The 12,341-nt window shown below is 72.9% G+C and carries 10 protein-coding genes; 1 reads left to right on the top strand and 9 read right to left on the bottom strand.

The annotated features are described in order from the left end of the window. The 8 genes from AC51EU_RS19920 to AC51EU_RS19955 form a co-directional block, all read right to left on the bottom strand. Window positions 1-591: GlnX family signal transduction membrane protein (locus tag AC51EU_RS19920; RefSeq protein ID WP_496268369.1), on the bottom strand; the 591-nt coding region annotated here is incomplete at its 3' end. A 194-nt stretch (window positions 592-785) separates the two neighbouring features. Beyond that, window positions 786-1,778 (bottom strand): N-acetylglucosamine kinase, encoded by a 993-nt coding sequence (locus tag AC51EU_RS19925; protein WP_496268360.1) that lies wholly within the window; start codon window positions 1,776-1,778, stop codon window positions 786-788. Continuing rightward, on the bottom strand, window positions 1,769-3,061 hold the full coding sequence (locus AC51EU_RS19930) for a 6-phospho-beta-glucosidase (protein WP_496268361.1): 1,293 nt from the start codon (window positions 3,059-3,061) through the stop codon (window positions 1,769-1,771). The genes AC51EU_RS19925 and AC51EU_RS19930 overlap by 10 nt, the downstream gene beginning before the upstream one ends. 6 nt (window positions 3,062-3,067) lie before the next feature. Beyond that, complete coding sequence (locus AC51EU_RS19935; protein WP_496268362.1) at window positions 3,068-3,970, bottom strand: carbohydrate ABC transporter permease; 903 nt, start codon at window positions 3,968-3,970, stop codon at window positions 3,068-3,070. A gap of 6 nt (window positions 3,971-3,976) precedes the next feature. Then, a complete protein-coding gene (locus tag AC51EU_RS19940; protein ID WP_496268363.1) occupies window positions 3,977-4,930 on the bottom strand; it encodes a carbohydrate ABC transporter permease in 954 nt (317 codons plus the stop codon). Window positions 4,931-4,977: 47 nt separating this feature from the next. Beyond that, entirely contained in the window at window positions 4,978-6,315 is a 1,338-nt protein-coding gene (locus AC51EU_RS19945; protein WP_496268364.1) for an ABC transporter substrate-binding protein, read from the bottom strand. Window positions 6,316-6,377: 62 nt separating this feature from the next. Beyond that, entirely contained in the window at window positions 6,378-7,574 is a 1,197-nt protein-coding gene (locus AC51EU_RS19950; protein ID WP_496268365.1) for an ROK family transcriptional regulator, read from the bottom strand. A gap of 252 nt (window positions 7,575-7,826) precedes the next feature. Further along, the gene (locus AC51EU_RS19955) at window positions 7,827-8,912 is read right to left on the bottom strand and encodes a mechanosensitive ion channel family protein (protein WP_496268366.1); all 1,086 of its coding nucleotides are present in this window, start codon (window positions 8,910-8,912) and stop codon (window positions 7,827-7,829) included. Between the two features lie 292 nt (window positions 8,913-9,204). Here AC51EU_RS19955 and AC51EU_RS19960 point away from each other — a divergent pair, with 292 nt between their 5' ends. Beyond that, window positions 9,205-9,744, top strand: coding sequence for an HNH endonuclease (locus AC51EU_RS19960; RefSeq protein ID WP_496268367.1), 540 nt, complete (start codon window positions 9,205-9,207; stop codon window positions 9,742-9,744). Here AC51EU_RS19960 and AC51EU_RS19965 read toward each other — a convergent pair. Continuing rightward, the coding region (locus AC51EU_RS19965; RefSeq protein WP_496268368.1) for a beta-N-acetylglucosaminidase domain-containing protein at window positions 9,741-12,341 on the bottom strand (2,601 nt) is incomplete at its 5' end. The two genes, AC51EU_RS19960 and AC51EU_RS19965, sit on opposite strands and share 4 nt — an antisense overlap.

Consider the following 12,341-nt stretch of genomic DNA (forward strand, 5'->3'; position numbering starts at 1 on the left):
GGACTGCGCCTCGTACAACGCGCGGGCGGAGGGCAGGAGTTCCCGGCGCATCAGGTCGTTGGCGTAGCGCAGATAGGCGCCGCCCAGCGGCAGCCCCAGCCGGTTGTCGGCGCGCGCCGTCTCGATCAGGCCGGTGTACCGGGGCAGCAGACGGCTGAGTTCCGCGGTGCGCCGGGCCGCGTCGTCCGTGCCGGGGGTGTGCGCCGCGGTCTTGACGAGCAGCGCGGACGCGGTGGCGATGTCCTGGGTGTACCGCTCGCGGGTGCCGCGGGTCTCCGCGCCGCCGGCCAGCAGTCCGCCGGCCGCCGTGGTGTCGGCGTCCGCCAGCGAACGGTAGAGGTCGGCGGCGTCCGAGGTCAGCGGCTGACTGCGCTCGACCACATCGCGGGCGGCGGCCGCCCGGTCGGTGATCTGGAGGGCCGTGACCGCGCCGAACAGCAGGAGCAGCAGGACGAGTACGGCGCCGATCATCCGCAGCCGGCCCGGTTCCGTCGTCGCGGCCGCGCGCAGCTCGTCGAGGCCGAGGGCCCAGGCGGTGCGGCGCGCGGGGGCGGGCGGTGGTGTGCCCGGCGGCTCCGGCGCGGATGTCACGGACGGCACGGAACCTCCCCTGGGGCGCGGACGGCGGGCCGCCCCCGTCCCGCCCGGGGCGGGGACCCCGCAAGCAGTATGTCTGCCGGTGCGGGCGGCCATACAGGGGTTGACCCGATCTTGTCCGGGCCCCGGTACCGTACGGGTCCGGCCCGCGCCCCCCCCACAGGCGCGGCCCGGACCCGGTCACCGGCTCAGCCCGCGTCCGTCCCCCAGTTCTCCCGCAGCCGCGTGTACGCCGTCGCGTGCGCCCCCGCGCGGTCCAGGGCGTGCAGCGCGGCGCCCAGCACCGGCGGCGCCGTGACGACGTGCGGCACGGCCTTCGGGGCGCGCTCGGCGAGCCGGCGCACCACCTCGTCGTGCAGCAGCGGGTGGCGCGCCGCCAGGACGCCGCCGCCGAGCACCGCGCGGACCGGCTCGTCCAGCAGGTCCACGCGCTCCAGCGCGACCGCGGCCATCAGCGCGACCTCCTCGGCCTGCCGCGCCACGACGGCCCGCGCGACGGGGTCGCCCGCCGACGCCACGGCGAACAGCACCGGGGTCAGCTCGTGCCGCCGGGTGCCGGGGAGGTGCCCGAGGTGCAGGGCCTCGATCAGTTCGGGCATGCCCGCGAGACCGAAGTGGGCCGGCAACGCCTGGGCCAGCGCGCTCGGTTCGCCGCGCCCGTCGTCGGCCCGCGCCGCGTGCCACAGGGCCTCGTCGGCGAGGAACGAGCCGCCGCCCCAGTCGCCGGAGATCCGGCCGACGGACGGGAAGCGGGCGGTGGCGCCGCCGCGGCCCAGGCCCACCGCGTTGATGCCCGCCCCGCACACCACGGCGGCCCCCAGCGGCTCACCGGTGTCCGGCAGCCCGGCCCGCAGCAGGGCCAGGGTGTCGTTGCCGACGGTCACCGAACGCGCCCAGCCGCGGCCCTGGATCTCCGCCACCAGCGCGGTCACCTCGGCCGGCAGGTCGGCGTTGGCGAGATACGCCGCGACATGGTCGACCGGCCCCTCGGCGCCGGCCTGTCCGAGCACCGAGGCCACCAGGGGCGCCAGCACGTCCACCGCGGGCCCGGTGCCCACCACCGGGGGCTGGAACCCGCCGCCGCGCGCCGTCCCCAGGACGGCACCGTCCGCGGCCACCAGGGCCACGTCCGTCTTGCTGTTGCCCGCGTCGATCGCGAGCGCCGTGCCGGTCACGCCCACGTGAGGTGCTCCCGGTTGTGGGCGAGCAGGGTGTCGGTGAGCTGTTCCGCATAGGCGATCTGGCCGATCAGCGGGTGGGCGAGCAGCGCCTGGAAGACCCGGTCGCGACCGCCCTTGAGCGCCGCCTCCAGCGCCAGGTGCTCGTACGCGGTGACGCCTGCGACCAGCCCGGCGAACAGCGGCTCCAGGGGGCGCAGCGGCACCGGGGCGGCCCCGGAGGCGCCGACCGCGGCCGGTACCTCGATCACCGCGTCGTCCGGGAGGAACGGCAGCGTCCCGTTGTTCAGCGTGTTGACGACCTGGACGTCCCCGGTGTCGCGCAGCAGCGACGACGTCAGCGCCACCGCCGCCTCCGAGTAGTACGCCCCGCCGCGCTTGGCCAGCAGCTCCGGCTTCTCGTCCAGCGCCGGGTCGCCGTACATCTCCAGCAGCCGCCGCTCGATCGCCGCGACCTCCGCGGCCCGCGAGGGCTTGGTGCGCGACTCCTCGACGACCTCGTCGTGCCGGTAGTAGTAGCGCAGGTAGTACGAGGGGACGACGCCGAGGCGGTCCACCAGGGAGCGCGGCATCCGCAGGTCCTCGGCGACCGCGTCACCGTGCTCGGCGAGCAGCTTGGGCAGCACGTCCTCGCCGCCGACGCGGACGGCGCGCTCCCAGGTGAGGTGGTTGAGGCCGACGTGCTCCAGCTCCACCTGCTCCGGCGTCACGCCCAGCAACTTCGCGAACTTCCGCTGGAAGCCGATCGCCACGTTGCACAGGCCGACGGCGCGGTGCCCGTGGCTGAGCAGGGCGCGGGTGACGATGCCGACGGGGTTGGTGAAGTCGACGATCCAGGCGTCGGGGTTGCGGCGGCGGACCCGTTCGGCGATGTCCAGCACCACCGGCACCGTGCGCAGCGCCTTGGCCAGCCCGCCGGCGCCGGTGGTCTCCTGGCCGACGCAGCCGCACTCCAGGGGCCAGGTCTCGTCCTGGTTGCGGGCCGCCTGCCCGCCGACGCGCAGCTGGAGAAGCACCGCGTCGGCGCCGTCCACGGCCGCGTCGAGGTCGGTGGTCCACGAGACGGTGCCGGGGTGGCCCTGCTTGGCGAAGATCCGGCGGGCGAGCGGGCCGACCAGGCCGAGACGGTCCTCGGCGGGGTCGACGAGGACGAGTTCCCCGATCGGCAGGACGTCCCGCAACCGGGCGAATCCGTCGATGAGTTCGGGGGTATAGGTCGAGCCGCCGCCGACCACGGCGAGTTTGACACGGGGGGCCGGGGGAGTTCCCCCGGGAGACTGCGGCATTCCTGATCAGCCCTTCACTCCGGTGAGTGTGACGCCTTCGACGAAGGCTTTCTGTGCGAAGAAGAAGACGATGACGACCGGCGCCATGATGAGCAGCGTCGCGGCCATGGTGAGATTCCAGTTGACATTGTGGGCGCTCTTGAACGACTCCAGTCCGTAGGAGAGCGTCCAGGCGGCCGGGTTCTGGGCCGCGTAGATCTGCGGGCCGAAGTAGTCGTTCCAGCAGTAGAAGAACTGGAAGAGCGCGATCGCCGCGATACCGGGTTTGGCCATCGGCACGATGATGCGCAGCAGCGTCCGCACCTCACCGCAGCCGTCGACCTTCGCCGACTCGACGTATTCCTTCGGAATGGTCAGCAGGAACTGCCGCAGCAGGAAGATGGCGTACGCGTCCCCGAACGCCATCGGAATGATCAGCGGCCAGAGTGAACCGGACAGGTGCAGCTGCTGCGCCCACACCAGGTACATCGGGATCACGATGACCTGCGGCGGCAGCATCATCGTCGAAATGACGAGGATCAGCGCCGTGCGGCGGCCCCGGAAGCGGAACCTGGCGAGCGCGTACGCGACCGGGATCGCCGAGCAGACGGTGAACAGCGTGCCGAGGCCCGCGTACAGCAGGGAGTTCCGCCACCAGTCCAGGAACCCGGGAGTGTCGAAAACCGTGACGTAATTCGACCAGTTCCATTCGTGCGGCCACAACTCGCCGCTCATCGCCTGCGCGTCGCTCATCACCGACGTGAGGAACACGAAGACGAACGGCAGGACGAAGAAGAGGGCGGCGGCGACGGCGAGGGAGTGCACCGCGATCCAGTGCAGCAGCCTTTTGCGGCGGGCGGTGCGCGCCGCGGGCCCTTCCGCCCCGGTGCGGGCGGGGGCGGTACGGGCGGGGAGTGTGGTGGTGGTCATCCGGGATCAGTCCTCCGCCGTGAGCAGACCGGCGCGCTTGCGCATCAGCAGGGTGGTGGCGGCCATGGCGATGGCGAAGAGCACCAGGGAGAGCGCGCACGCCGCGCCGGTGTTGAAGTTCTGGAAGCCGAGGGAATAGATGAGCTGCGGAACGGTGAGGGTGGAATGGTCCGGATAACCGGGCTGGATCACCGAACCGGGCCCGATGGTGACACCCGAGGCGAGTTTTCCGGCGACCAGTGCCTGGGTGTAGTACTGCATGGTCTGCACGACCCCGGTGACCACCGCGAACAGCACGATCGGGGTGATCGCCGGCCAGGTGACGTACCGGAACCGCGCCCATGCCCCGGCGCCGTCCAGCTCCGCCGCCTCGTACTGCTCCTTCGGCACGTCCAGCAGCGCGGCCATGAAAATCACCATGATGTCGCCGATGCCCCACAGGGACAGCAGGACGAGCGAGGGCTTCGCCCAGTTCGGGTCGTTGAACCACGAGGGCGCGGGAATGCCGAGCGATTCCAGAATCCCGTTCACCGGCCCGGTGCCGGGGTTCAGCAGGAAGACGAACGCCACGGTCGCGGCCACCGGCGGCGCGAGATACGGCAGGTAGAACGCGGTGCGGAAGAACCCGGCGCCCGTCTTGATCTTCGTGATGAGCAGGCCGATGCCGAGCCCGAAGGCCACTCGCAGCGCGACCATCACCACCACGAGCCACAGCGTGTTCCACAACGCCGCCCCGAACAGCGGCATCTGCGTCAGCACATACGTCCAGTTCCGCAGGCCCACGAAGGTGGGCTGCTCGATCTGGTTGTAGTGCATGAACGAGAAATAGACCGTGGCGATCAGCGGATAGCCGAAGAACACCGAGAAGCCGACCAGCCAGGGGGAGAGGAAGCCGATCGTGTGCAGCCGTTCGCGCAGCCGTTTACGCCGTAGCGCGGGCGCGGTCGTGGTGGTTGCCATAGCGCTTCTCCGTCACCTTCGGGCACTGAACTCTCGTGTGCGGGCGGTCAGTTCTCGGACTGGAGGTTGTCGGCGTCGATCTGCGCGTCGAGACCGCGCAGCGCCGTGTCGAGATCGGGGACCCGCCCGGCCTCGACGTCGTAGGAGAAGTCCATCAACGCGGTGACGTACTGCCCGCCGTTGTTGGACGGTGGGAGCGCCGTACTGCGCGGATGCGCCGCGATGTCCAGGAAGGTCTGGAACGACGGGTCGGCGTCCAGCTTCGGCGAGGTCAACGCCGCCTTCGTGGAAGGGATGTTGTGGATGGCGTTCGCGAAACGCACGACCTGGTCCGTGTCGGCCGCGAGGAATCTCACCAGCTCCCACGCCGCGTTCTGGTGCCGGCTGCCGTGGCCGATCCCGATGACGGTCCCGGTCAGATAGCCGCGCCCGTAGGTGTCGGCCTTGTCGTCCGGTACGGGCATTGGCGCGACGCCCCAGCGGAAGGGCGCCTTGGCCTTGTCGAGCATCAGCCCGCGCCATTCCCCGTCCATGTGCATGGCCAGTTTCTGGGCGAGGAACGCGTTCTGTGAGGACATCTCGTCACCGAAACCGGAACGGAACTTCTCGGTCGCCGCATAGCCGCCCTGCGCGTCGATCAGCCCGCGCTGTGTCCGGAAGAAGTCCTTGGTGGCCGGGTCCTTCGCCAGTGCCGCCTTGCCGTGCTCGTCGAAATAGGTGGGGCCCCACTGGGCGAAGAAACGGTCCGGACTGTTCTGGTAGAGCCGGAAGTTGGGCATGATCCCCATCCGGCGCAGGGAACCGTCGGGCTTCTTCCGGGTGAGTTTCACCGCGTCCCGCCTCAGCTCCGACATGGTGCGCGGCGGGCGGGTGATCCCGGCCTTCTCGAAGGCGTCCTTGTTGTAGTACAGCCCGTACGCGTCGGCGAGCAGCGGCAGCGCGCACTGCCGGCCCTTGTACCGCGTGTACTCCAGGAACGTCCTCGGGAAAATCTTTTCCTTGTCCACCCCGGTCTTCTTCATGAAGGGGTCGAGATCGGCCCACATTCCCGAGGAGCAGTACTGCCCCACATTGTTGGTGGTGAACGACGACGCCACGTCCGGCGCGTCGTCCCCGCCGGCCCGCAGTGCCTGGTTCATGGTGGCGTCGGAGACGTTTCCGGTCGCCTTCACCCGGATGTTGGGGTGGAGTTTCTCGAAGCGGGCGATGCTGTCGTTGACGGCCTTCACCTCGCCCGGTTCCGACCAGCCGTGCCAGAACGTCAGGGTGACCGGTTTCGTCGGGTCGTCCCGGTCGTTGCCCACGCTCGGGTTGGCGCAGCCGGAGGCGAGCAGTCCGGAGGCCAGCAGCGCCGGAAGGATTCTGCGCGTGCGTGGGGGCAGCATGGCGAACGTCCTTTACGAGGGGGCCTTCACGGGGGAGGGGAGATCGCGGACGGGCGGTGGCCTCAGGCGGTGTCGAACACGTCGTCGCGGGCCTGCGCCAGCGCCGTCCGCAGCGCGCCGACCAGGATCGGATTGCCTTCCAGGTGACTGAGCCGCAGCTCGGGGCGGGGCAGCGCGAGCCCGGTGAGCTCCGCCTCGACCAGGCGCCGCAGCTCTTCCCCGCCCGCCTGGCACACCGACCCGCACAGCACCACCAGACGCGGGTCGACGACGGCGACGACGGCCGCGAGGCCGGTCGCCATCCGCCGCGCCACCTCGGCCCGTACGTCCTCCCGCGCCAGCGCCTCGGCGACGGTGCCGTTCTCCGGCCCGCCCAGCTCCCGCGCCAGCTGCACCACGCTCGGCGCCCCGACCAGCCGCTGGAAGCCGCCGCCCGCGTCGTCCCGGGCGGCGCTGCGGTCACCGTCGCGCGCCAGCGGAGCGCCCGGCAGCGGCATGTAGCCGATCTCGCCCGCGCCGCCGGTCGCCCCGCGCAGCAGCTGCCCGTTCAGCACGATGGCGGCGCCGACACCGTCGTCGGCCCACACCAGCACGAAGTCGTCGAAGTCCTGTGCGGCGCCCTCGTGCTGCTCGGCGACGGCCGCCAGGTTGACGTCGTTCTCCAGGGTGACCGGCGCGCCCAGCGCCCTGCCCAGTTCCTCGGGCAGCGCACGGGACTGCCAGCCCGGCAGATGGGGGGCGTAGCGCAGCGTCCCGGTCTGCGGGTCCAGCGCGCCGGGCGTGCCGATCACCGCGCTGTGCAGGCACGCGCGCTCCAGCCCCGCGCCGGCCGCGGCCCGGTCGACGGCCTCGGCGACCAGTCGCGCGGTGCGGTGCGGTACGTCGTCGCCGATCTCGTCGGTGTTCACCCGGGCCTCGCCGAGCACCCGTCCGGTGACATCGGCGACGGCGGCGGTCAGCCCCGTCTGGTCGACGGCGAGCGCGGCGACGTACGCGGCCCGCGGATCGACCTCGTACAGCTGGGCGTTGGGGCCGGGGCGGCCGGTGACATTGCCGGTGGTGCGGACCAGGCCGGCGGCCTCCAGACGGGACAGCAGCTGGGAGGCGGTCGGTTTGGACAGGCCGGTCAGTTCACCGATCTGGGTGCGGGTGAGGGGGCCGTGCGCGACGAGCAGATCGAGGGCGGCCCGGTCGTTCATGGCGCGCAGCACCCGGGGGGTCCCAGGGGTCCCGTGCGGTCCGTTCCCCGCTGCGGCCATGCCAGTTCACCCCGTTCCCCGGCGGCGGTTGTTGCCCGCCGGGCATCTGTTAAGAAACTTTCCAAACGATGCACAGAAGGTAGGCGGCCCGCCGACGGGCGTCAATGGTTTCCACACCGTGTCTTTCCGGTGAGGACGATGTGCCCTCCCGGAGCGCGAGCACCCTCCCGCCGTCCCGCCCCACGGGCCCCGGAAAGACGAAAAGGGGCGTCCCGGCAGGTACCGGGACGCCCCTTCGGGGACCGTGTGCGGCTACTTCCCCAACCGCGGGGCCGGCGGGATCGGCTCCGCGGCGCGCGACTGCGGGGACGCGGGGTTGGCCAGCGCCGAGGGGGCGGCCACCGCGGCGGACGGGTCGGCCGCCGCCTCGTCCTCCTCCGTGGCGGCGGGGCGCGGTGCGAGACGGATGTCCGCGGAGTCCAGGGCCCGCTTGATCCGCCAGCGCAGCTCCCGTTCGATGCCGGGCGCCTTGCCGGGCATCGTCTTGGCGGAGACGCTGAGGGTCACCGTGTCGAGATGGACCTCGCTCAGGCCCAGGACCTCCACCGGCTCCCACAACTGCTCGTTCCAGGGCTCGGCCTCGGACATCTCCGTGCCGACCGCGGTGATCACCTCGCGGGCCCGCTCCAGGTCCTGGTCGGCACCGATCTGGACCTCGACGGACGCGGTCGACCAGCCCTGGCTGAGGTTGCCTATCCGCTTCACCTCGCCGTTGCGGATGTACCAGATGGCGCCGTTGGGCCCGCGCAGCTTGGTGACGCGCAGCCCGACCTCGACGACCGTACCGGTGGCGACCCCCGCGTCGATCTCGTCGCCGACGCCGTACTGGTCCTCCAGGATCATGAAGACACCGGAGAGGAAGTCCGTGACGAGGTTGCGGGCGCCGAAACCGATGGCGACACCCGCCACACCGGCGCTCGCCAGCAGCGGCGCGAGGTTGATCTTCAGGACGGACAGCACCGTCAGCGCCGCCGTCCCCATGATCACGAACGAGGCGACGCTGCGCAGCACCGAACCGATCGCCTCGGAGCGCTGGCGGCGGCGCTCGGCGTTCACCAGGAAGCCGCCCAGCGCGGTGCCCTGGGCGGCGGCCGCGGTGCGGTTCATCCGCTCGATCAGCTTGGTGATCGTCCGGCGCACCACATGCCGCAGCACCACCGCGATCACGATGATCAGCACGATCTGCAGGCCGGAGGTGAGCCACGTCCCCCAGTTGTCCTGCACCCAGCCGGCGGCGTCGGTCGCCTTCTCCGTGGCCTCGTCCAGGGAGGACGGAGGGGGGGAGCCGGGCGTCGCGGCGCTCAGCGGCGCGAGGGCCGGCGAAGCGGACCAGAACACAGCGGTACCTTCCGTGTCGGCGGAGGGCCGGCGCCGGGATTCCGGCACCGGGCAGACCCTCCACACTAACGGGGCGGCCCCACCCCTCGCGCCCGTGTTCGATTCTCCTCGGGCCCGCCGCGGGACGCGACCACCAGGGACGCCCGGATGTGGCGGATCGTGAAGGGGTGTGGCGGAAAACACCTCCGGCCCGTTACCCGGTGATGGTGGCGCCGTGACCTGGCACCGGGGGACACTGTGGGGAGATCGTCCCGGCGCGAGCCACGCGCCGCCGGCGTACAAGGAGGCATCCGTGCCGCATGTCCTGGTCCTCAACGCGTCGTACGAGCCGCTCGGCGTCGTACCGCTCCGCCGCGCGCTCGTCCTCGTCCTCAATGAGAAGGCCGTCAGCCTTGAGGAATCCGGCGCCCTGATGCACAGTGCGACCCGCGTCGTCCCCGCGCCGAGCGTGGTCCGTCTCAAGCGTTTCGTGCGGGTGCCCTTTCGCGGCCCCGTCCCGCTGACCCGACGGGCCCTGTTCGCCCGCGACGGCGGACGCTGCATGTACTGCGGTGGCGTCGCAACCAGCGTCGACCACGTCGTCCCGCGCAGCCGCGGCGGGCAGCACACCTGGGAGAACGTCGTCGCCGCCTGCCGGCGGTGCAACCACGTCAAGGCCGACCGCCATGTCGCCGAGATCGGCTGGCGGCTGCGGCACCAACCCGCCCCGCCCAGCGGCCTCGCCTGGCGCATCATCGGCACGGGGCATCGCGATCCGCGCTGGTTGCCGTATTTGCGGCCCTACGGCGCGGACGACGCGTTGGCCCGGATCAACGCCGTGAAAACGGCTTAGGTCCGGGTCCTCGCGTTTTCGGGGTCCGGCGGCGCCGTCGCCGGACCCTCCGCCGCGCCGTCCCGGCCCGCGGGGCCCTCCTGCACGGCGTACGCGGACAGGGACCACAGCGAGTACCCGAAGCGGGTGGCGCGCTTCTCGCCCTGGACGCGCACATGGCGGACGTCGCCGGCGTCCAGCCGGACCGTCTCCCGGCCGCCCTTGCCGTCGCGCACCACCGCCGCCGTACGCCACGTCCTGCCGTCCGCGGACACCTGGACGCGGTAACGGGCCGCGTACGCCTGCTGCCAGTCCAGCACCACCAGGCCCAGCCGGACCGTACGGGGCAGCTCGACCTGGAACCAGGCGTCGTCCTCGGCGGGCGAGGACCAGCGGGTGTCCGGGTCGCCGTCGACGGCGGCGGACGCCGGGAAGTCGGGGGTCTCGTCGCCGGACGAGAGCGCCGGGGCGCCCCGCGCGAGGTCCGGCCCGCCGGTGCGCGGCGAGACCCGCACCCGCAGCTCCTGCTGCCGTCCGCCGAGGGAGACGGTGACGGGGTAGGTGCCGGAGCGGGCGTCCGCGGGCACGTCGACGGTGAGCCGTGCCGTCGCCCTCCCGCCGCGCGGGACGGCGATCTCGCCCGGCGCGTGCACCGTGAACCCCTTGGGCGCCTTCCTCACCGCCAGCTTCTCGCGCACCTCACCGGGGCGGCGGGAGGCGACCGTCGCCTCGACCGTCACGCTCCGGCCCGCCTCCGCGTCCACCTCCGCCCGCGACAGCTTCAGCTCGGCCGCCGGGGTGTCCGCGAACCACGGCGTCAGGGCGTGTACCGACGGCGCCGGAGCGCCCCGCGCCCACGACAGCCGCACCGCGTCCGCCGCGAGCCCCTTCGTCCGGGTCTCGGTCCAGCCGCCGCCCGCCAGCGGGCCCAGCCGCCGCCAGCCCTCACCGGGAACGTGCGCCTCCAGCGCCACCTCCGGCGTACCGGGGCCCGGATCGGTCTGGGCGGTCACCGCGGCCAGCGGCCGGGTCCGCCCGAACGGCACCGTCAGCGACGTCGGATGCGCGCCCTCGGTGGGCCGCGGCCCGTCGGACCGCACCCCCGTCCACGCGTCCGCCTCCTTCATCGCCCGCTCGACGAACGGCGCCAGCACCCCCTTGCCGACCGTCACCGGCCGCTGCCCGCCCCCGCGCAGCAGCTTCTGCGCCTCCCGCTGGGCCGTCCACGCGGCCGCGCCGTCCCCGCGCGCCTGCGCCGTCAGGGTGTCCACCGCCCGCTCCCCGGCCCTGCCGTAGCGCGCCAACTGCTCCGCCCACGGCGCGACGTCGGCCGCCAGGGAGGACGGCAGCGCCTCGGGGACCGTGCTCATCGTGCGGAAGGCGTCGCGCAGCGCCTTCGCCGCCGCCGCGAAGTCCGCGTCCCGGTCGGCCCGGCCCGCGCCCGCGGCCTGCCGGGTCTCCCAGAACCGGTCGATCAGCGGCCGCAGATACGCCGACTCGGTGCCGCCCAGCACCGACGAGGCGTCGTTGGCGGCCAGCGCGCGCAGCGCGGCACGGGCGGCGCGGTCCCCGCCCGCCAGGTCGTCCAGGGCCGCGCCCCAGGACTCCGCCGGGTCGTAGGCGCGCGGGTTCCAGGCGAAGTCGGCGGCGGTGAACAGCGGGATGCGGGACGCGACGGGCTGCTCCATGGCATTGGCGAGCAGCGCGGCGGAGCCGGTGGCGACGGCCGGTTCGCGGCCGGTGTACGGGCCCAGGAAGATCCGGTCGCGGGCGTAGTCGTTGACGGGGTAGTTGTCCATGGTCACCATCGGGTGGCCGAACGCGGCGCGGGCGTCGGACAGTTCACCGCCGGTGATGGTCCGCGGCACCACGCCGACACCGGTCCACGCCACCTGCACCCGGTCGTCCAGCTTCCCGGACAGCGCCCGCCGGTACTCCGTCGTCCCGCTCTGGTAGTACTCGGTCGGCAGCAGCGACAGCGGCTCCGCGCCGGGGTGCCGCTCGGCGAGATGGGCGGCGAGCGCGTTCGCCACGCGGGCCTGGGCGGTGGCCGCGGCCTTCGGGCCCGAGCCGAACGCGTCCTGGTCGGCGTCGCAGTGCCACTCGCTGTAGCTGACGTCCTGGAACTGGAGCTGGAACGCCCGCACGCCCAGCGCCCACATCGCGTCCACCTTGCGCCGCAGCGCCCGCAGATCGTCCGGCGACGACAGGCACATCGACTGCCCGGGGGAGACGGCCCAGGCCACCGTGACGTGCCGGGCGCGCGCCTGCTCCGTCAGCTCCCGGAACTGCGCCCGCTGCGCGGCCGGGTACGGCTCGCGCCACCGGGTCTGGCGGTACGGGTCGTCGCCGGGCGCGTAGAGATAGCGGTTCTGCTTGGTGCGGGCGAGGAAGTCGAGCTGGTCCAGCCGCTGCCGCTGGGTCCACGGCTCCCCGTAGAAGCCCTCGGTCGTCCCGCGCACCGCGCCGGCCGGCCAGTCGCGCACCGCGACCGACGCCACCCCCTTCCCGCCCGACGGCCGCGTCACGACGAGCTGCCGCAGCGTCTGGGCCGCGTGGTAGAGGCCGTCCGGCCCGGTGCCCTCCAGGGCGACGGTGTCGCGGCCGGCGACCTGGCC

This window comes from Candidatus Streptomyces philanthi (genome assembly GCF_059553635.1).